We start from the raw sequence: 19,210 nt of genomic DNA on the forward strand, positions 1-19,210 counted from the left end.
GCGAGCGGGAAAGCGGGTTGCGAATCGGGCCGAGAATCTGGCCGAGAATCGGGCTGCGAGTCGAGGTGCGAATCGGCGCGCGAATCGGGCGTGGATTCCCGCCGCCCTTTGCGGCGCCGCGTACATGCCCCGGTCATTCATGTTCCGCGCTCCCCTTGCCGAGTTCGGCCTTCAGCACGAAGCTGTTCGACGCCGCGTATTCCTGGCCGGGCTTGAGCCCCTTCAGCACCTCGGTCGCGCGTTCGTCGCGCCGCCCCGTTTCGACGGCCTGCGCGACGAACCCTTGCCGCGCGCGCACGAACACCGACGGCGCGCCGTCGACGTCCTGCAACGCGTCGCTCGCGACCGCGAGCGGCACGCGCTGCCTGCCCGCGTCGACCGACACGTTCACGAACATCCCCGGCCGCCACACGCCTTCCGGGTTCGGCAGCACGACGCGCGCCGGCGCGGTGCGCGTCTGTTCGCCGAGCAGCGAACCCACGTACGCGATCGGGCCGCTCGAGCGCGATTCGAACGCGGTCGCGATCACGGTCGCGTCGCGGCCGACGCGCACGTCGTTCAGCCGCTGCGCGGGCACCGCCATTTCGGCCCACACGGTCGACAGGTCGGAGATCACGAACATACTCGCATCGGCGGCGATCGCCTCGCCGGGCGTCGCATGCTTCTCGACGATCGTGCCCGCGAACGGCGCGCGCAGCACGTAACGGTTCAGCGCCCCTCCGCCGGCCGGCGCGTTCAGCGCGGCCAGTTTCTGCCGCGCGTTCTGCACCGCGATCTCGGCTTCGCGCAACTGCACCTGCGCCTGCTGGTAGTCCTGCTCGGCGGAGATGCGCTCCTGCCACAGCGTGCGTTCGCGTTCGTAGGTGGCCCGCGCGCCCGACAGCCGGCGCTCGGCCGTCAGCAGCTCGCTGCGCCGGTCGGCGACGTCGGTGCTCGCGATCACGGCCAGTTCCTGCCCCTTCGCGACGTTCTGTCCGAGCGACACCGACACCTGCTCGACGATGCCCGCCACGCGGGGCACCACGTGCGCGGTGCGGTCCTCGTTGAACCTGATCTCGCCCGGCAGCTGGAACGGCGTCGCGATCTGCGCGGGGCCGGCCTTCGCGAGCGCGATCCTCGAGGTTGCCAGTTGCGCGTCGGTCAACGCGAGCGCGCCGTCGGCGCGTGCGAACGGGAACGATGCGGCTTCCTTGCCCGCCTTGACGTCGATCGTCACATCGAACACGTGCGGCTTGGCAATCGACTGCGCGGACACGAACTTCTGGCCGGCCGCATCGAAACGCAAGGGCTCGTGCGTGCTGTCGTAGCGAACCAGCGTGCCGGACACCGTGACGCCCTTGTCGGCCGGCTTGCCGTCGACGAACGGATAGACGATGAGGCGCGCATCGCCGGGCTTCTCCGTCATCACGATTTCGACGGACAGTTTGCCGCGCCGGAGCACGACACCGCCGCGCTCGCCGGCGGCTTCGGCGGATGAAGCGGCTTCGGCCGCCGCCGACGCGGACGTGCCGTTGCCGCCGCCGTTGCGCGTGACGCCGAGTGCGCCGAGGACGATCCCGGCACTGCCGAGTACGACCGCCGCGATGATCAGGATTCTGCTGCGTGACATGATGATCCTTCAGGTAATGGAGGCGCCTGTTGCGCTATTGCACGAGCGATGCGAGCGGCGTACCGACGAGCCGGCCGATGTCGGCACGCGCCGTGTGGGCATCGGCGAGCGCGCGCACGTATTGCGACTGGCCCTGGAACAGCGTGCGCTGCGCGTCGAGCACGTCGAGGAAGCTGAACTTCCCGAGTTCGTAGCCGCGCGACATCGCATCGAGCGCGAGGCGCGCGCCGGGCAGGATGTCGGTCTTCAGGCGCCGCGCCTCCTGCGCGGCCGCCTCGAAATTCGCATACGCCTGCGTCAGTTCGAGCCGCAGCCGCGCGCGTTCGCGATCGAGATTCGCGTTCGCGCGCTCGGCCTTGTGCGTCGCTTCGAGCAGCGCACCCTTGTTCGTGTTGAACAGCGGAATCGGGATCGACACGCCGACCACCGCCTGGTTGTCCGGCACGCCGCCCGTGGTCACGCGTTTTGCCCCCGCGCTGATCGTCACGTCCGGAATGCGCCGCGCGCGTTCGAGCGACACGGTCGCGTTCGCGCGCAGCATCTCGGCGCGTGCGATGCGCGTGAGCGGCGCGTCGTCGAGCTGCGCGGTCAGCGCGGACAGCGGTTCGACCGGCGGCACGACTTCGAGATCGCCGGCCGCATCGCGCCGGTCGGCGCGCGCGCCGCCCATCACCGCGTTCAGTTTCTCGCGGGCGACGTCGACGCGGCCGCGCGCCGTCGCGACTTCGATCTGCACGGCCGCCGCGGCCACCTGCGCCTTGGTCGCCTCGACCGGCGACACCTTGCCGGCCTGCGCGCGCCGCCCGGCGAGATCCGCCGAGCGCGCGGCGATCGCCGCCGATTCCTCGGTCACCTGGAGTTGCCGCTGCGCGGCGAGCAGGCCGTAGAACGCGGCGATCACGTCGGCGCGCACGGCCGCGCCCTGCTCATCGAGCGATGCATCGGCGGATTGCCGTCCGTACGACGCGACGTCGAGCCGCGCGCCGCGCTTGCCGCCCAGCTCGATCGTCTGGTTGAGCAGCACCGTCGACGTGCGCTCCGCGCGACGAAAGCCTTCCTGCAGGAACGACACTTCGGGATTGGGGCGCGCGCCGGCCTGCATCAGCGCGCCGGCCGACGCATCGATGTCGGCGCGCGCGCCACGCAGCGCCGGATTGTTCCGGGCCGCGACCGAGAGCGCATCGGAAAGCGTCAACGAGGTGGAAGAGAGCGCGTCGGGTGGCGGTGCGCCGATCGGCCCGGTGCTGCCGGAGGCAGCGGGAGCCGGCCCCGGCGACAGCGACGGCTGCGCATGAGCCGTCGCGGCCATCGCGAAGACGACGGCCACGGCGAGGTTGAGCTTGAGCATGTTCGGTTCTGCGGTAACGGTTCGCGACCGATGCTACGGTCCGGCCGCAGTGTGAACATGAGGCGAAGATGATATTTCCGTCATCTTCGGCATGTTGTACTCGCCGGACCAGCGTCCATATCTGCCCAGATGACCATCTGTACGCGTCGTCCAAGCGTTCGCGTGCGCCCCAACGAAGCCGTCAAAGTTCGCCAGAACGATCGCTTAACTTTCGATCATTCAATTCGGCAACGTAAAAATCATAGAAAGTCGCTTTGTATTCCAAAATTTCGAACTAGTTCTATGGACACGTCCACTTTAAAAGACGATTGTTCGATGTTCCGAAAACACAAACTTAACCATTCCGTTCCATGACTATTGAAGCGTAACGGATACCGCACATATCCTCATCTGCAACACTGACAGCACCTTGAAAACACGCAGCTTCGTTACTGATGCAACAAAACTCTTGAAAATCGACACGACGGAACCTTGAAGCCATGAATAATTTTTCCGACAACAATCGATACAATTTTGATGCCGACGAAGACAAAGGTTGGTTTCTCGTTCACTCTGGAGCAGTCACCAACACAAATCCGGGCTCAACGGTTGACGTTTACATCAACACAACGCCAATTTGCCCCAGCATGACCAATAAAGAATTCAGAATCATGGTAGCGCGGCTACTTAAATGGTCCATCATTCTTGTCGAACGACGGATTGCCGACCTGAATCGGTATGACGAGACCGTCAAGAATAGAATGACTTATTGGTTCAATCGATGCGACGAGAATACACGGTGATATCTTATCAACGGCTTCTCACGACATCTCTCCGTACTGAAGACGCTAACACCACACAACTTCGTCCGAACCGATCCGAACCTCGACCGAATGTTAGGCTGCGTCCCGAATATGAGTGACATCGATAACGAGGCCGCTCACGTTTGCGGACCTAATACAGAGCGGAAACTTATAAGTATCGCCATGAAATTCTGCACTGGCTTGCGCGACCAGAATATGTTCGGGGATTCCCGGCTGTCAACGCTCATTCACGAAGTAACACATTTCATTGACACCTTCGGCAGCGGCGACCCTCGTTACGGAATTGACCCCACAGCAGCCGCATGGGCAAGGGCCAATCCTGACCTGGCATTGAGAAATGCGGATACACTCACCGGATTCGTGATCTACGGCGAAAGCTTATTTGCAGATTAAGGAGCCTAAATCAACATGATGATTCTTATCACAACACTCATCACCGCGATTTCAGGATTATTAATTTTTCCCGCAGACGCTACTGCGGAATGCCAAGCATCACAAAATCTTCCATCACGACAACTGTTCGTTCCATTTTCACCCAACAGTCACGAGATCACCGAATCCGAGAAAATACGAATTGGACGATGGGTGTCAGAAATCAATTCCAAGCACCCGATTCAGAACTGGATCTACATAATTGGCAGCGCATCCAAAAATGAAACCACTCCTACCCAACTCGCGACAAAACGTGCTTCCGAAGTGACAAAGGCCATCATAGACGATGGTTTGATAAACGCACCATTTCAGATGAAAACGCAAATTTATCCGATCAGCAGCGCGGCCGAATCAACGTCCGCAACCCGTGAAGTCACCGTGCAGGTGAGTCCCGGCTGTCTCGACAACTGCTGTACTGACCATTGACATGAGAGTTGGCTTATTTATCGCCGCTGCGTTTGCGGTGAACTCAGCGCTTCCGGCACTCGCGTGCGACAGCCAATCGAATCTATCCAGGTAAGATTTCGATGACGATTCGAGCAACATATCAATCTCCTAACCGGTGAAGCTGCCAGGGTATTCTCAAGAATCAAACGACCCCTTGCTTCGCGCGCCGGCGCCGCACGAGCCAGTCGAGCAGCTGCCGCCCGTCACGTTCGCCGAACCAGCGCGCGTGACCGATCATGTAACCGTCGTACGCGACATCGACGATCGCCGGCGCATCGATGATGCAGCCGAAATAAGCCACTTCCGACAGCGCGAACTCCGTATGCACGATCGGCAGCATCGCAACCAGCGCCGCATACGCTTCGTCACCCAGCGGTTCGAGCGATTCATACCCGTCGAGCAGCGCGTCGATCTGTGCGTATTCGACGCGGCGCGCATCGGCCGGCGCCATCCAGTCGACGGTATTGCGCTCGATCGCGAGCGCGAGGTCCATCACCGCGCAGGTGCGATCCGACAGCCCGAAATCGAGCACGGTCCGCACCTGCGCGCCGGGCCCCGCGTCGGTCCACAACAGGTTCGACGCATGCCAGTCGCCGTGCGTCCACAGCGGCGGCAGCGCGGGCAGCAACGGCACGAGCCGCGCGTGATACGGGCCGATCGCGTCGGCCACGTCGCCGCGCCAGTCGCGCGCGCCGAGCGCGCGCACGAGCAGCGGCTGCGCATCGACCCAGCGTTCGAGCGCACCGGGCAGATCGGCGGACGACAGCACGCGAAAACTCGACAGCAGCGTGCGCACGGGCCGCGCCGGCGCATCGTAGCCGGCCGACGCGCGATGCAGTTCGGCCAGCGCGCGGCCGGCCGCGTACGCGTGCGACGGATGCGTGAACGGCTGCCACGACATCACGCCGCGATACGGGTCGACGCCGGGCGCCAGCACGTGCACCTCGTAGGTCCATTCGCCGGAGGCGAATGCGGTCGCGCCGTCGCGATCCGCGAGCACGTCAACCACCGGCATGCCGCGCTCGCGCAGATGCGCGATGAAGCGATGCTCTTCCCCGAGCCCCGCGACATCGCGCAGGCTCGCATGATGACGCTTGACGAACAGCCCGCGCCCGTCGGCCATCCGCACCAGCACGGCCGCCGCGAACTGCCGCGGGCTGTGCCACGTCAGCCGGGCCGGCTCACCCGCGCCGTCGATCCGCGCGAGCACGGCCGCCACCTCGTCGTGCGTCATCAGCGGCCAGTCGCGTTCGGCCTGCACGCCGTCGACGCCGAATTGCGGCGGCGCGACGTCGCGCGACAGGGGCCCGTCCGGCTCGAGTGGAAATGACATGAACGACGTTGCTCCTTGAGTGAATCGGCGCGCGAATCAGCGTGCGCCGCCGCCCGGCGCCAGCGCGCCGCCGGCCGCCGCGCGCAGCGCCGCGGCCGTCCGGCTCCAGTCGCGCCAGCCGACGACGGCCAGCCCGATGAACAGCGCATAGAGTCCGGCCGTCAGATACAGTTCCTTGAACACGAACATCCCGACGTACACGACGTTCACGACGATCCACAGCCCCCATGACGCGATGTAGCGCCGTGCGGTCCAGTATTGCGCGACGAGGCTGAACGCGGTCAGCGACGCATCGACGAACGGCAGCGCCGCATCGGTCCAGCGCGCCATCATGCCGCCGAGCAGCGCGCTGCCGACGACGGCCGCGATCAGGTCGGGCAACATCTGCCGCGGCCGCACGCCGGTGACGGGCGCGACGTCGCCCGCCGGCGCCGCGCCGCCGCCGGCCTCGCTCGCGCGCTGCGCGAGCCAGCGCTGCCAGCCGTACACCTGCAGCACCGCGAACGCGCCCTGCAGCAGCATGTCCGAATACAGCTTCGCGTCGAAGAAGATCCAGCCGTACAGCGCGACCGACGCCAGCCCGACCGGCCAGCACAGCATGCGCCGCTTCGCGGTCAGCCAGATCGCGAGTGCGCTGACGATCACGCCGGCGATTTCGAGTGGGGACATCGTCCGTGTTCTCCAGGTGGGCCGTCGGGGCCGCGCGTCACGCGGCCGGCTCCGGGCGGTCAGAAATCATAGGTCAACGACACGCGCGCGGTGCGCGGCGCACCCGGGAACAGGTACGCATCGCCCTGCTGCTCGCCCGCGTCGCGCCAGTAGAACTTGTTGAACAGATTGTCCACCGACACGCGCAGCACCGTGCGGTGGCCGCCGATCTTCGTCGTGTAGCGCGCGCCGAGATTGAACACGAACCACGACGGCACGCGCGCGGTGCCCTCCTCGTTCGCGTTGCGCGCCGCGCTGTACTCGACGCCGCCCAGCATGTTCAGGCCCGCGACGCCCGGCACCGCGTAGTCCGCGTACAGCGTCGCGCGCAGCGCCGGCACGTTGATGATCTGGTGCCCCTCGTACGCCGGCGAACCCGAATCGTACGCACGGGCGCGAATCGCCGCGACGCTGGCCGTCAGCCCCAGCCGCTCGGTCACGCGCCCGGCCGCGCCGAGCTCGATGCCCTGGTGCCGCTGCGTGCCGCGCTGCACGAACGTGTAGGACGTGCCCGCCGCGTCCGGATCGGCGAACTGGAACGGCTTGCTGATCGAGAACACGGCGGCCGTGAGGCTCAGCCGGTCGAGCCAGTCGTATTTCGCGCCGACCTCGACCTGGTGCGATTCGACGGGCGGCAGGAACGCATACGCGTTGGTCGCGCGCACGGGCGCCTGGTCGCCGAGCGACAGCGCCTTGCTGTACGACGCGTACAGCGACAGCACGCTCACCGGCTTGTAGACGAGCGCGACCTGCGGCAGGAACACCGAGCGGTCGGTGTGCGTCGCATCGCCGTCGAGGCTGCTCCAGCTGCGCTGCCGCAGCAGCACCTCCTTGCCGCCCGCGAGCACCTGCCAGTGTTCGCCGATGCTGATGCGATCGAGCCCGAACACGCCGTACTGCCACGCGTCGAGACGCGGGTACGACGGCCCGGGCGAATTCGGCGACGGCGAGAAAGCCACGTCCGGCCCGTAGACGTTCTCGCTGCCCACGTAGTCGTACACGGCGTCGGCCATGCGCACGACGCGGCGCTGCACGCTCAGGCCGAGCGTCAGCTCGTGACGCAGCGGCCCGGTCGCGAACTTGCCCGTCACGGTCGCGCGCAGGTCGTCGTTGCGTCGGTATTCGCCGGGGCTGCGGAAGTCGTACACGTCGTAGTCGCCGTTCGCGCCGAAGAAGAACGGCGACGTCGCGCCGGCCGCGCAGCTCGCCGCGTACGAGCAGCCGTACGCGAACGCGCTGTTGTCGTCGATCATCGTGCGGCTGCGGCCGGCGGCGACGCTCGCCTTCCAGTCGTCGCTGAACTGGTAGTCGAAGCGCGCATTCAGGTTCAGCGCGTCGGTCGTCACGGGTTTCGCCCACGGCTGCGTGCCGAGCGCCTTCGACGTCGTGTTGACCGACGGCACGACGGTGCCGCCGAGCAACTGGTAACCCGGCGCGGAACGCTGGATCCACTGCTGGAATTCGGCGTTCAGCTGCAGGCTCGCGCGCGGGCTGATGTCCCAGTCGGCGGCGATCGAGCCGAACGTGCGCCGTCCGTTCGTGCCGTCGATGTACGAGTGCATGTTCTCCTTCGCGGCATTGATCCGGAAGCCGAACTGGTTGTCAGGGCCGAAGCGGCGGCCGAGATCGACGGCCGCCGACGTCGAGCCGCGGCTGTCGACGCCGGTCGTCACGCTCGCGACGTTGGCGGAGCGCTTCGTCACGAAGTTGATCACGCCGCCCGGCGCGACGACGCCGCTGTCGATGCCGGCCAGCCCTTTCAGGATCTCGACGCGCTCCTTGTTCTCGAGCGCCACGTTCTGCTCGCCGGACACCGTCAGCCCGTCGATCCGGATCGCGCTCGCGAGATCGACCGGAAAGCCGCGGATCGCGAACCCTTCGAAATACCCGACCGGCGCGTAGTCGTTGACCACCGACGCATCGTTGCGCACGACGTCGCTCAGCCGCTTCGCCTGCTGGTCGTCGAGCTGCGCGCGCGTCACGACGCTCACCGACGCCGGCGTGTCGCGCAGCGGCGCGTCGTCGAGCCCCGCGACCGACGCCGTGCGCGCGCGCAGCGCATTGCCGCGCTCGCCGCTCACCGTGATCGCCGGCAGCGTCGCGCCGCCGGCCGCATCGGCGTCCGGCGCCGGCGCGTCGCCCTGCGCCGCCGCGGCCTGCGCCGCGAACAGCGTGATGCCGAGACCGACGCCGAGCCCGACCTTCGCGCGCCGCCGCCGTGCGGGCGACGCTGTTGTTCTTTTCACCGTCATTGTTCTGGATGGAAAACTCGCCACTCGACCCAACCGAAACCCGTCACGACGCAGCGCAGCGGGCCCGGGAACGCATCGACGCCCGCCGCCGGACGCGCGCGGACACGATATTCATCAGACGAATCAAGCGATGCGGCACACCAGCAGGCCGCTCGGTCGGAAAGACGCAGGATGGGACATCGGATCAGGAAATGCACCGGCAACCGATGTCGCCGCCGACCGGTTCGTCGGGGGCGTGTCGGGCAGCCGGCTGCATCGCGCGGTCATGTCATGCGGGGGGACGCTTCGAACGCCCCGGTGCGGGCGCGACGCGCTTGCGCGCACCGTTCGATCGAACGGCGGCGGGCCCGTCGCGCGCGACATCGCGGCGCGGCGCGCATTTTACCCCGGGCGGGGCGGATCGCCGCGGAATTGGGGGAACGGGTGTGGGGAATGACGGAACGGGGGGCAAGGCGATCAGGGCAACACGGCGGCGGCGGCGATCCGTCCGCCCTTCCCGTCGTGCGCGGCAATCCCGGCAGCCGGCGGCGCAATCGCACACCGGTCACGCGGCCGGGAGCCGGCGCGGGACGACTGCCCGCGCTTCATGGGCCGCTCAGAACCCCTGCATCGTCACGGTCGGATTGGCGACCAGGTGCACGACGCCGTAGATGACCGCGCCGACCATCACCGCGAGGATGATCGCCACGAACGGCAGCAGCGTGAAGTTCGCGTTCGCGAGATCGGTCGCATGCGCCTTGCTGTTGCGTACGCCGAAGAAACTCCACAGGACCAGCTTGATCATGCCGAGCAGTTTCATGTTTGCGCTCCTTTCATCGAATCGGTTGACGCTATCGTCGATCCGACCGGCATCCGAAAAAAGCAGCAGTTGCGCGCGCTTTTCGCGCAGCAGGGCGTCTGCGGCGGCATGTCGCAGGGCGTGTCAGCAGTCGAGCACGAGCGGCTCCGTGGTCCCTTGCGCGGGCCGCGCGACGCACAGCAGCGCGCAGCCGGGCGCGACCGGCGCATCGGGCGTCTGCTCGTAGTCGACCGCGCCGGACAGCACGCGCGTCGCGCAGGTGCCGCACGACCCGGCGCGGCATTCGGACGGCACAGCCACGCGCTGCCCTTCCGCGAATTCGAGCAGGGTGCCGTCGGCCGGCGCCCACGCGGCTTCGCGGCCCGTGCGCCGGAACACGACCGGCACGGTTGCCGCCGCCGGCGCGCCGGCCGCCCGGGTTGCGGTGCGCACGACGCTCGACGGCCCGAACGCCTCGAAACGGATGCGCTCGTCCGCCACGTTCAGCGCGCGCAGCCCGTCGTACAGGTCGCGCATGAACGCCGACGGCCCGCACAGGTAGAAGTCATAATCGTCGAACGGCAGGATCTGCTTCAAGCCGGCGATGTCGATGCGGCCGGCCCGCGCCGTCGCGCCTTCGTGAGGATGACTGTCGAACGCGTGCAGCGACAGCCGCGGATCGGCGGCCGCCATGCGCGCCAGCTCCGCCGCGAACGGCCGGTCGGCCGCGTCACGCGCGCCGTGCACGAACACCACGCGGCGCGACGGGGCGGCGTCGGCCAGCGCGCGGCGCAGCATCGCGACCATCGGCGTGATGCCGATGCCGGCCGACACGAGCACGGCCGGACGCGGGCTCGCGAGATCGAACGTGAAGCGGCCGCGCGGCATCTGCGCGTCGATCGTCATGCCCGCCCGCGCATGATCGTGCAGCCACGCCGACACGCGCCCCTCGCGCTTCACGGTGATGCGGTAGTGCGCGCCGCCCGGCGCATCAGACAGCGTGTAGCTGCGAATCGACGGCGCGCCGCCGCCCGGCAGCGCGACACGCAGCGTCAGATGCTGTCCGGCGTCGTAGGCCGGCAACGCCCCGCCGTCCGCCGACTCGAAATGGAACGAACGGATCGCGCGCGCTTCGTCGACGATCCTCGCGATGCGCAGCGGCCGCCATGCGGGCGCCGGCGCTGCCACGGCCACGGCCGCCGCCGACGCAGCGCCCGCGCCAGCGCCAGCGCCCGCCGCCATCGCCGCGAACTGCGGCGCGCGCTCGACCGCCGACCACCGGAACGGCAGCGCCGCGCGCGTGCGCCGCACTTCCGTCACATGGAACCGCACGACCCGCTGCGCGCCGTCGAACGACGCGACGAGCGGCCCGTCCCACACGATCTCGGCACGCGCGGCCACGTACAGCAGGTCGCCGCTGTCGAAATCGACGAACAGCAGCCCGGCGCGCGGATCGTGCTGCAGGTTGCCGAGCGTGTTGAACAGGCGGTTGCCGCTGAAATCCGGCGTCGTCAGCGTGCGCGCATCGTCGACGCGGACGAAGCCCGGCATCCCGCCGCGATGCGATACGTCCGCGCCGCGCGCGGCCCCCGCATCCGCCGACGTGTTCGCGCTCGCCACGAAGAACGTATCGGCCCGCGACAGCAGCGCGCGATCGGCATCGTCGAACGCGTCCGACACCTCCGGCGCGCCGGCGTCCTCCACTGCCTGCACGACGACGGTCGGCTTGCGGCCCTGGATGTACTTCGCGCAATTGCCGAAGCTCTGCTCGACCGCGATCGTCAACGCCTCGCCGTCGACCGCGCGCACGACGCCGTTGACGCGGTTGCGCCGCCGCGTATGGAATTCGATTCCGAGCCCGCCGAGCGCCGCGCCCGCCTGCCACGCGCCGGCCAGCGGATCGCCCGGCAGCGCGCGCGCCGCGATGCGCAGCGTACGGGCGTCCGGCGAGGTCACGAAACCCGGCGCGCCGGCCCGCAGCGTCGCCCACGGCTGGCCCGACGCATCGACGCCGCCGAGCACGAAGAACGGCAGTTGCGCGAAGAACGTCCGGTGCTGGTCCGGCATGAAGCGCCGGATCCCGCTTCGGCCGAGCGACGCCGCGGCCGCCGTCACGCCCGCGCGCTGCTGCACGGCCAGCTCGCCCGCGTGAAACGGCGGGGCATCGAGTTCCCAGCCCGGAACGATGGGGGTCGGAGCATTCATCGCGTTCTCCCGTGGAAGACGTGGCGTGGCGTGGCCCGGTGTGGCGTGGCGTTACGCGGCGAGCAGGCCCGCGCGCGTCGTCGGCATTGCGACGAAGCCCGGCAGCGCCTCGACGCGCGCGAGCCACGCACGCACGTGCGGATACGGTTCGAGCGACACGCCGCCTTCCGGCGCGTGCGCGATGTACGAGTACGCGGCGATGTCCGCGATCGTCGGCTGCGCACCGGCCGCGAACGGCTTGCCGGCCAGCTCGTGATCGATCACGGCGAGCACCTTCGCGGCCGTGCGCTTGGCCGCGTCCTGGTCGAGCGGCGCGCCGAACACGGTCACGAGCCGCGCGGCAGCGGGCCCCGCCGCGATCGGGCCGGCCGCGTACGACAGCCAGCGCTGCACGAGCGACGCGCCGACCGGGTCGTCGGGCAGCCAGTGCGCGTCGCCGTAGCGCTTCGCGAGGTACACGAGGATCGCGTTCGAATCGGCGATCACGGTGCCGCCATCGTCGATCACGGGCACCTGCCCGAGCGGATTGAGCGCGAGGAACGCCGGTTCGCGCTGCGCGCCGGCCGCGAGATCGACGTCGACGATCTCGGACGGCAGGCCGAGCAGCGACAGGAACAACCGGACGCGATGGGCATGCCCGGACAGCAGGAACGAATAGACGCGGATCGGTGCAACGGGCTGGCGGGCGGTGGGCATGGCGACACTCCGGAATCTCGCGCCGCCGGGTATCGGCGACGAACGGCCCCAGCGTAGCGCTCGCGGTTCGCGGCCAGAAGACGGATAATCGGTGAAACATTATCCGCTTCCATAGGACAATCGACGATGGCCGATCTGCGCGACGTGAACCTGAACCGGTTGGCGATCTTCGTCGCGGTGGTCGACGCCGGCTCGCTGACGGCCGCGGCCGAGCGGCTCGGCCTCGCGAAGACGGTCGTCAGCACGCACATGCAGCGCCTCGAATCCGAGGTCGGCGCGAACCTGCTGGTGCGCACGACGCGGCGGCTGAGCGTGACCGATGCCGGGCGCGCGTTCTACGACGCGTGCCGCGACATCGTGCGCGCCGCCGAAAGCGCGCTCGATGCGGTGTCCTCCGACGCGGGGCCGCTGCGCGGCACGTTGCGCGTGAGCGTGCCGATCGATTACGGCGCGCTGGTCGTCGCGCCTGCCGTCGTCGCGTTGCGCGACCGGCACCCGGGGCTCGACGTCGAACTCGTCGCGAACGACCGCGTCGTCGATCTCGTCGCGGACAACCTCGACGTCGCGATCCGCATCGGCCGCCTCGCCGATTCGAACTATCGCGCGGCGCAGCTCGGCACGTACCGGAAATGGCTGGTCGCGAGCCCCGCGTTCGTCGCGCGGTACGGGCTGCCGCAAGCGCCGGATGCGCTCGCCGCACTGCCGTTCGTGATGCTGTCGTCGCTGCCGCGCCCGCATACGGTCGAACTCGAGGGCGCGAACGGCGACACGGCCTCGGTGCGGTGCGTCGCGCCCGTCGTGTCGAACACCGCGACCGCGTGCCGCGCGATCGTGCTCGCGGGCGGCGGCTTCGGGCTGCTGACGGATTTCTCGACCGCCGACGACGTCGCGGCCGGCCGCCTCGTGCGGCTGCTGCCGGCGTGGCACACGGCGCCGGCCGGCATCCATGCGGTCTATCCGTCGACGCGGCTGCCGTCACGGAAGGTGCGGGCGTTCATCGAGGCAATGAAGGGGACGATCGGGGACGAAGCACCGGCATTCGCCGGGAAGCGGACGCGGTAGCGGTAGCGACCTCATGGCGCATCACGCCCGCCGCTCGGGTGTCGCATCGATCGGCATCCGCAAACGCGGGTTCGACGCGGGGCTCACACACCGCTGTTCGGCGTCACGCACCGAACGCCGGCCACCTCAAAAGTGCCTGCGCTTGTTTCAGGCGCGTGATCCGACCCGCCAACCGCGACGCGCCTGCTCGTCAGGCGCTGCCGCGCCGACGGCGTGCCGCGGCGGTGCACGGCCGATGGCGAACCGTCGCGCCATACGCTCACCCTTCGTCGCGCTCCCGCAACGTCCCCAGCAGCACGCGCCTGCAACTCGCGATCATCTGCGCTTCCGGATCCCGATAGCCGGTGAGCAGCCACGCCGCGCCGACGTTCGTCATCGCGCCGACGAGCGCGAGCCCGACCAGCCGCTGCTCGGTGCGCTCCGCGGGGGTCGCCGCTTCGCGCGGCGCGCCGATCGCCATGATCAGCTTGCCGAAGTCGATCAGCATGCGTTGGTACGTCATGTCGGTATCCGCGCTCACGCCCATCACCTCGAGCAGCAGCACGCGCGCCGAGCACGGGTCGCGCAGGAACGCGAAGAACGCGCCGAGCCCCGTGTCGACGCTCTCGCGCAGATCGCCGCCGCGCGCGGCCACCGCCTGCGCGACCGCTTCATGCAGTTGCTGCGCGTGATGCAGGTAGGTGCAGCGCAGCAGATCCTCGGTGCTGTCGAACGCCGCATAGAAATAGCGGTCGTTCAGCTTCGCTTCCTGGCAGATCGACCGCACGGTCGCCTTGCGGAAGCCGACCGTGCCGAACACCCGCGTCGCCGCGCGGATCAGCGCGTCGCGCCGCTCGGCGGCGCGTACCTCGGGCGCCACGCCGCCATACGACCGGCCCCTTTTTTCCGTTTCGAGTGCTTTCTCCATTCCGCTATTTGACATCAGGACACCCGAAAACTAAAGTGGTGACGACCAACACCACAATAGCCGCGCGATCGGCGCAGCGCAAGCGGAACGGGAGGAGCGACGGATGAAGGGTTTTTCCGGCAAGGTCGCCGCGATCACGGGCGCCGGTTCGGGCATGGGCCGCAGCCTGGCGGTCGAGCTGGCGCGGCGCGGCTGCGCGGTCGCGCTCGCGGACGTCGACGAAACCGGGCTGGCCGCCACGGCGGCCGCCTGCGCGCGGCACGGCGTGCGCGCGAGCACGCGGCGGCTCGACGTGGCCGATCGCGATGCGGTGTTCGCCTGGGCCGATTTCGTCCGCGCCGAACACGGCAAGGTCAACCTGATCTTCAACAACGCGGGCGTGTCGCTGGCCGCCAGCGCCGAAACCGCGCGCATCGCCGATCTCGAATGGATCGTCGGCATCAATTTCTGGGGCGTCGTGCACGGCACGCAGGCGTTCCTGCCGCACCTGCGCGCGTCGGGCGACGGCCATGTCGTCAACACGTCGAGCCTGTTCGGGCTCGTCGCGATGCCGACGCAAAGCGCGTATAACGCGACCAAGTTCGCGGTGCGCGGCTTCACCGAGGCGCTGCGGATGGAACTCGAACTCGACGGCGCGCCGGTGAGCGCGACCTGCGTGCATCCGGGCGGCGTCGCGACGAACATCGTCGACGCGGGCCGCGTCGACACCAGCATCCACGCGCTGACGGGCCAGGACGAAGCGACCCATCGGCGCCAGGCGAACCGCCTGATCAACGCGACGACGGCCGACGAGGCCGCGCGGCAGATCCTCGCGGGCGTCGAGCGCAATGCGCGCCGCGTGCTCGTCGGCGCCGACGCGCGCCGGCTCGACCGGATCGCGCGCGTGCTCGGCGCCGGTTACCAGTGGCTGATGCTGCGCCACGTCCGCCGCGCCCGCGCACGCAACCTGCGCCCGAAGGAAGTCCCCATGGGGGAGCACGCGCACGCCCCGGCCTCCCGCCCGACCACGCCGACCAAGGACCCCGCATGACCACGACGACCGACCGGCGCGACGCGCCGCCCGCCTCCGCCGCCCGCGCCGAGCGCCGCGACGGCAACGACCTCGACGTACTGATCGTCGGCGCCGGCCTGTCCGGCATCGGCGCCGCGTATCACCTGAAGCAGCGCTGCCCGCATGCGAGCTTCGCGATCGTCGAGGCGCGCGACGCGATCGGCGGCACCTGGGACCTGTTCCGCTATCCGGGCGTCCGTTCGGACTCCGACATGTTCACGCTCGGCTACAGCTTCCGCCCGTGGCACAGCGACAAGGCGATCTCGGACGGCCAGGCGATCCTCGACTACATCCGCGACACGGCCCGCACCTACGGGATCGACAGGACGATCCGTTACGGCCAGAAAGTCGTCGCGGCCGACTGGGACTCGAACCGCGCGCGCTGGACGGTCACCATCGAGCGCACCCGGGACGGCGCGAGCGACACGCTCGTCTACACCTGCCGCTTCCTGTTCATGTGCAGCGGCTACTACGACTACGACGCCGGCTACCTGCCCGACTGGGCCGGCATGGACACGTTCGAGGGCAAGCTCGTGCACCCGCAGCACTGGCCGAAGGACCTGTCGTACGCGAACCGGCGCGTCGTCGTGATCGGCAGCGGCGCGACGGCCGTCACGCTCGTGCCGTCGATGGCGGCCGACGCGCAGCACGTCACGATGCTGCAGCGCTCGCCGACCTACATCGTGTCGCTGCCCGCGCGCGACAAGATCGCGAACGCGCTGCGCCGCGTGCTGCCGTCGCGGCTCGCGCACCGGATCGTGCGCGTGAAGAACGTCCTGCTGACGATCTATCTGTACAACGTCTCGCGCCGCAAGCCCGACCAGACGAAGAAATTCATCATCCGTGCGGCGAGCAAGCAGCTCGGCCCCGGCTTCGACGTCGCGAAGCACCTGACGCCGCGCTACATGCCGTGGGACCAGCGCGTGTGCCTCGTGCCGAACGGCGACCTGTTCAAGTCGATCCGCGCGGGCCGCGCATCGATCGTCACCGACGAGATCGAGCGCTTCACGCCGACCGGCCTGAAGCTGAAGAGCGGCCAGCAGCTCGACGCGGACGTGATCGTCACCGCGACCGGGCTGAAGGTGAAGATGCTCGGCGGCGCGCGCGTAACGGTCGACGGCCGCGCGGTCGACCTGCCGGAGACCGTGTCGTACAAGGGGATGATGTACAGCGACGTGCCGAACCTCGCGTCGTCGTTCGGCTACACGAATGCGTCGTGGACGCTGAAAGCCGAGCTGATCGCGCGCTACGTGTGCCGGCTGCTCAACCACATGCGCGCGAACGGCTACGACACGTGCGTGCCGCGGCTCGGCGCCGGCGATCTCGGCGACGTGCCGGCCGTCAACCTGAGCTCCGGCTACATTCAGCGTGCGGCCGGCATCCTGCCGAAGCAGGGCCACCACAAGCCGTGGAAATTCCACCAGAACTACGTGCTCGATCTCGCATCGCTGAAGTTCAGCGGCCTCGCCGATTCGGCGATGCAGTTCGAACGCCGCGCGAAAACCGGCCCGGCGGCGACGCCGGTAGCCGAACCCGCACTCGAAACCCGCTGAGGCCGACATGACCCATACGCTCCACCTGATCCAGACCGTGCTGCTCGGCGTCGTCGCGGCACTCGCCGCGCTCGCGCTGTTTTCCGCGTACGTTGCCAGCCGCGTGACGCGAGCGTTTCCGCCCGAAGGCCGCTTCGTCGACATCGGCGGCGACCGCATCCACTACGTCGAATACGGCGACGGGCCGCCGATCGTGTTCGTCCACGGGCTGGCGGGGCAACTGCGCAACTTCGCGTACCTGCCGCTCACGCGGCTCGCGCAGCATCATCGCGTGATCCTGATCGACCGGCCCGGCGCCGGCCGCTCGCTGCGCGGCGCGGGTTCGCAGGCGAACGTGTTCGCGCAGGCCCGCACGGTCGCCGCGTTCATCGACGCGCTGCGGCTCGACCGGCCCGTGCTCGTCGGCCACTCGCTCGGCGGCGCGATCGCGCTCGCGGTCGGCCTCAACCATCCGGAACGCGTGAGCCGGCTCGCGCTGATCGCGCCGCTGTCGCACGAGCAGCCCGAGCCGCCGGCGCCGTTCAAGCCGCTGATGCTGCCGTCGCCGCTCGTGCGCCGCTTCGTGTCGTGGACCTTCGCGATTCCGCTGACGATCCTGACCGGCCGCAAGGCCGTGCGCCAGGTGTTCGCGCCGGAAGCCGTGCCGCACGATTTCCCCACCAAGGGCGGCGGGCTGCTCGGCATGAGGCCGCACGTGTTCTACGCGACCGCGACCGATCTGCTGTCGGCGCCCGCCGACCTGCCCGCGATGGAACGCCGCTACGCGGATCTCTCGCTGCCGGTCGACGTGCTGTACGGCCGCGCCGATCCGATCCTGAACTACCGCCAGCACGGCGAGGCGCTGGCACAGAAATCGGCGCGCGTGCGGCTGAAGGTCGTCGAGGGCGGGCACATGCTGCCGGTCACGATTCCCGATGCGACCGCCGACTGGCTGCTCGAGGTCGCCGGCGCATCGGTCGACGCGACCGCGCAGACGGCGCGCGTCGAGCACTAGACGGAAGATCCTGACGAAGCGGCGGCCGGTGCCGTGCCGTGCCGCGCCGCGCCGCCGATGCTGCGGCGCAATCAGGCTGCGTCGTCGTCGGGCACCGGCAGCCCGAGATCCGCGATCACCTCGCGCGCGCTGCGGAACGCCTCGATCGCAGCCGGCGCGCCCGCGTACAGCGCGCTGTGCAGCAGCACCTCGCGGATCTCGACGAGGCTTGCGCCGTTGTTGAGCGCGCCGCGAACGTGCCCCTTCAATTCCGTGCCGCGGCCAAGCGCCGCCAGCATCGCGCACGTGCACAGGCTGCGCGTCTTCAGATCGATCCCGCCCCGCTGCCACGTGCTGCCCCACGCGTGTTCGTTCAGCCAGTCCTGCAGCGGACGCGAAAAGCCGTCGAGGTCGCGCATCGCGCGCTCGACGAACGCCTCGCCCATCACGTCGATCCGGCGCGCCTTGCCGGACTCCCTGTCCTGTTCGCTCATGTCGGTGCCCTGTATGGATGCGTGGCCGCTCCAGCGGCATCGGCAGCCGGAAGCGTTCTCGCCATGGTCGCGGCGCCGGCCCGTTTCGTCAAAGACACGGCTGCCGGTTCGCAGCCGCCAGCGCCGTCGAACGCTACGTAACATCGCGCGGCGCGTTACGGCGGCTTGCGGGAACATCGCATCCGCCGCGCCGGCGCACCGCCGGTGCCCGGTCGCGGGAAACCGCCGTCCCACCGTTTAAATCGCGCTGATCTTCCCGATTTCCGCAACAAAACGCGACACCGTTTCCGGAAAATGTCGTGGCGCGGAATTTGCAGTGGAGGCTTGGACACACTTCCAATGTCGAGGCCAACATGCACAATCTCTTCAAGAAGACGACGGTAACGATGGCCGTCTCGTCGCTGCTCGCGCTATATGGCTGCGGCTCGGTCGATGGACCCACGACCCCGCCGACGATCAAGCCGAGCTCGTCGGGGACGGGCGGCAGTTCGGGAACCTCCGGTACATCGGGCGGCGGTTCGTCGGGGACGTCGGGGGGCGGTAGTTCGGGGACGTCGGG

17 protein-coding genes and 1 pseudogene are annotated in these 19,210 nt (G+C 68.7%); 8 read left to right on the forward strand and 10 right to left on the reverse strand.

All coding sequences use genetic code 11. The features are described from left to right. Positions 1-133: 133 nt before the first annotated feature. Together GQ57_RS18260 and GQ57_RS18265 are read right to left on the reverse strand one after the other, a co-directional pair. On the reverse strand, positions 134-1,609 hold the full coding sequence (locus tag GQ57_RS18260; RefSeq protein WP_034198615.1) for an efflux RND transporter periplasmic adaptor subunit: 1,476 nt from the start codon (positions 1,607-1,609) through the stop codon (positions 134-136). Between the two features lie 34 nt (positions 1,610-1,643). Beyond that, complete coding sequence (locus tag GQ57_RS18265; protein WP_034198616.1) at positions 1,644-2,957, reverse strand: TolC family protein; 1,314 nt, start codon at positions 2,955-2,957, stop codon at positions 1,644-1,646. 479 nt (positions 2,958-3,436) lie between these two features. On the opposite strand from GQ57_RS18265, the gene GQ57_RS43755 reads away from it, so the two are divergent. The 3 genes from GQ57_RS43755 (at position 3,437) to GQ57_RS39610 (ending at position 4,618) form a co-directional block, all read left to right on the forward strand. After that, positions 3,437-3,739, forward strand: a complete 303-nt coding sequence (locus GQ57_RS43755) for a hypothetical protein (protein WP_235215084.1) — start codon at positions 3,437-3,439, stop codon at positions 3,737-3,739. 111 nt (positions 3,740-3,850) lie between these two features. Then, positions 3,851-4,153 (forward strand): M35 family metallo-endopeptidase, encoded by a 303-nt coding sequence (locus tag GQ57_RS43760; protein ID WP_268810879.1) that lies wholly within the window; start codon positions 3,851-3,853, stop codon positions 4,151-4,153. Between the two features lie 15 nt (positions 4,154-4,168). Further along, positions 4,169-4,618 (forward strand): OmpA family protein, encoded by a 450-nt coding sequence (locus GQ57_RS39610; RefSeq protein ID WP_081896688.1) that lies wholly within the window; start codon positions 4,169-4,171, stop codon positions 4,616-4,618. A gap of 163 nt (positions 4,619-4,781) precedes the next feature. Here GQ57_RS39610 and GQ57_RS18270 read toward each other — a convergent pair whose 3' ends face one another. From GQ57_RS18270 to GQ57_RS18295, 6 genes are all read right to left on the reverse strand, one after another. Next, positions 4,782-5,972 carry a phosphotransferase enzyme family protein gene (locus tag GQ57_RS18270; RefSeq protein WP_034198617.1) on the reverse strand — a complete coding sequence of 397 codons (1,191 nt, stop codon included), beginning with the start codon at positions 5,970-5,972 and terminating at the stop codon, positions 4,782-4,784. Positions 5,973-6,008: 36 nt separating this feature from the next. Further along, on the reverse strand, positions 6,009-6,641 hold the full coding sequence (pnuC, locus tag GQ57_RS18275) for a nicotinamide riboside transporter PnuC (protein ID WP_031399068.1): 633 nt from the start codon (positions 6,639-6,641) through the stop codon (positions 6,009-6,011). A 59-nt stretch (positions 6,642-6,700) separates the two neighbouring features. Further along, positions 6,701-8,932: a TonB-dependent siderophore receptor gene (locus GQ57_RS18280; protein ID WP_034198618.1), complete on the reverse strand. Its 2,232-nt coding sequence runs from the start codon at positions 8,930-8,932 to the stop codon at positions 6,701-6,703. A gap of 595 nt (positions 8,933-9,527) precedes the next feature. Then, the gene (locus GQ57_RS18285) at positions 9,528-9,731 is read right to left on the reverse strand and encodes a DUF2970 domain-containing protein (protein ID WP_031399070.1); all 204 of its coding nucleotides are present in this window, start codon (positions 9,729-9,731) and stop codon (positions 9,528-9,530) included. Positions 9,732-9,854: 123 nt separating this feature from the next. Further along, positions 9,855-11,915, reverse strand: a complete 2,061-nt coding sequence (locus GQ57_RS18290) for a pyridoxamine 5'-phosphate oxidase family protein (protein WP_034198619.1) — start codon at positions 11,913-11,915, stop codon at positions 9,855-9,857. Positions 11,916-11,966: 51 nt separating this feature from the next. Then, complete coding sequence (locus GQ57_RS18295) at positions 11,967-12,611, reverse strand: glutathione S-transferase family protein (RefSeq protein ID WP_031399072.1); 645 nt, start codon at positions 12,609-12,611, stop codon at positions 11,967-11,969. A 126-nt stretch (positions 12,612-12,737) separates the two neighbouring features. Between GQ57_RS18295 and GQ57_RS18300 the strand changes: the two genes are divergently transcribed. Continuing rightward, on the forward strand, positions 12,738-13,673 hold the full coding sequence (locus GQ57_RS18300) for a LysR family transcriptional regulator (protein WP_034198620.1): 936 nt from the start codon (positions 12,738-12,740) through the stop codon (positions 13,671-13,673). A gap of 259 nt (positions 13,674-13,932) precedes the next feature. Here GQ57_RS18300 and GQ57_RS18305 read toward each other — a convergent pair whose 3' ends face one another. Beyond that, a complete protein-coding gene (locus GQ57_RS18305; RefSeq protein ID WP_031399074.1) occupies positions 13,933-14,595 on the reverse strand; it encodes a TetR/AcrR family transcriptional regulator in 663 nt (220 codons plus the stop codon). An 88-nt stretch (positions 14,596-14,683) separates the two neighbouring features. Between GQ57_RS18305 and GQ57_RS18310 the strand changes: the two genes are divergently transcribed. The 3 genes from GQ57_RS18310 to GQ57_RS18320 are packed head-to-tail and all read left to right on the forward strand — an operon-like array spanning position 14,684 to position 18,178. Further along, the gene (locus GQ57_RS18310) at positions 14,684-15,610 is read left to right on the forward strand and encodes an SDR family NAD(P)-dependent oxidoreductase (RefSeq protein ID WP_034198621.1); all 927 of its coding nucleotides are present in this window, start codon (positions 14,684-14,686) and stop codon (positions 15,608-15,610) included. Beyond that, a complete protein-coding gene (locus GQ57_RS18315; protein WP_034198622.1) occupies positions 15,607-17,184 on the forward strand; it encodes a flavin-containing monooxygenase in 1,578 nt (525 codons plus the stop codon). The genes GQ57_RS18310 and GQ57_RS18315 overlap by 4 nt, the downstream gene beginning before the upstream one ends. A gap of 7 nt (positions 17,185-17,191) precedes the next feature. Beyond that, positions 17,192-18,178 (forward strand): alpha/beta fold hydrolase, encoded by a 987-nt coding sequence (locus GQ57_RS18320; RefSeq protein ID WP_034198623.1) that lies wholly within the window; start codon positions 17,192-17,194, stop codon positions 18,176-18,178. 71 nt (positions 18,179-18,249) lie between these two features. On the opposite strand, the gene GQ57_RS18325 is transcribed toward GQ57_RS18320, so the two are convergent. Next, entirely contained in the window at positions 18,250-18,651 is a 402-nt protein-coding gene (locus GQ57_RS18325) for a carboxymuconolactone decarboxylase family protein (RefSeq protein ID WP_031399078.1), read from the reverse strand. 353 nt (positions 18,652-19,004) lie between these two features. Here GQ57_RS18325 and GQ57_RS43765 point away from each other — a divergent pair. Further along, positions 19,005-19,210: pseudogene (locus GQ57_RS43765) on the forward strand (collagen-like triple helix repeat-containing protein); the annotation flags it as partial.

The sequence above is a fragment of the Burkholderia sp. MSh2 genome (assembly GCF_000731655.1).
Taxonomy (GTDB): Bacteria; Pseudomonadota; Gammaproteobacteria; order Burkholderiales; family Burkholderiaceae; genus Burkholderia; species Burkholderia paludis.

What these genes read in the sequence shown, in the direction of transcription:
- GQ57_RS18260 (WP_034198615.1), bottom strand. Translation starts at nt 1,609, where the DNA reads ATGTCACGCAGCAGAATCCTGATCATCGCGGCGGTCGTACTCGGCAGT.
- GQ57_RS18265 (WP_034198616.1), bottom strand. Translation starts at nt 2,957, where the DNA reads ATGCTCAAGCTCAACCTCGCCGTGGCCGTCGTCTTCGCGATGGCCGCG.
- GQ57_RS43755 (WP_235215084.1), top strand. Translation starts at nt 3,437, where the DNA reads ATGAATAATTTTTCCGACAACAATCGATACAATTTTGATGCCGACGAA.
- GQ57_RS43760 (WP_268810879.1), top strand. Translation starts at nt 3,851, where the DNA reads ATGAGTGACATCGATAACGAGGCCGCTCACGTTTGCGGACCTAATACA.
- GQ57_RS39610 (WP_081896688.1), top strand. Translation starts at nt 4,169, where the DNA reads ATGATGATTCTTATCACAACACTCATCACCGCGATTTCAGGATTATTA.
- GQ57_RS18270 (WP_034198617.1), bottom strand. Translation starts at nt 5,972, where the DNA reads ATGTCATTTCCACTCGAGCCGGACGGGCCCCTGTCGCGCGACGTCGCG.
- pnuC (WP_031399068.1), bottom strand. Translation starts at nt 6,641, where the DNA reads ATGTCCCCACTCGAAATCGCCGGCGTGATCGTCAGCGCACTCGCGATC.
- GQ57_RS18280 (WP_034198618.1), bottom strand. Translation starts at nt 8,932, where the DNA reads ATGACGGTGAAAAGAACAACAGCGTCGCCCGCACGGCGGCGGCGCGCG.
- GQ57_RS18285 (WP_031399070.1), bottom strand. Translation starts at nt 9,731, where the DNA reads ATGAAACTGCTCGGCATGATCAAGCTGGTCCTGTGGAGTTTCTTCGGC.
- GQ57_RS18290 (WP_034198619.1), bottom strand. Translation starts at nt 11,915, where the DNA reads ATGAATGCTCCGACCCCCATCGTTCCGGGCTGGGAACTCGATGCCCCG.
- GQ57_RS18295 (WP_031399072.1), bottom strand. Translation starts at nt 12,611, where the DNA reads ATGCCCACCGCCCGCCAGCCCGTTGCACCGATCCGCGTCTATTCGTTC.
- GQ57_RS18300 (WP_034198620.1), top strand. Translation starts at nt 12,738, where the DNA reads ATGGCCGATCTGCGCGACGTGAACCTGAACCGGTTGGCGATCTTCGTC.
- GQ57_RS18305 (WP_031399074.1), bottom strand. Translation starts at nt 14,595, where the DNA reads ATGTCAAATAGCGGAATGGAGAAAGCACTCGAAACGGAAAAAAGGGGC.
- GQ57_RS18310 (WP_034198621.1), top strand. Translation starts at nt 14,684, where the DNA reads ATGAAGGGTTTTTCCGGCAAGGTCGCCGCGATCACGGGCGCCGGTTCG.
- GQ57_RS18315 (WP_034198622.1), top strand. Translation starts at nt 15,607, where the DNA reads ATGACCACGACGACCGACCGGCGCGACGCGCCGCCCGCCTCCGCCGCC.
- GQ57_RS18320 (WP_034198623.1), top strand. Translation starts at nt 17,192, where the DNA reads ATGACCCATACGCTCCACCTGATCCAGACCGTGCTGCTCGGCGTCGTC.
- GQ57_RS18325 (WP_031399078.1), bottom strand. Translation starts at nt 18,651, where the DNA reads ATGAGCGAACAGGACAGGGAGTCCGGCAAGGCGCGCCGGATCGACGTG.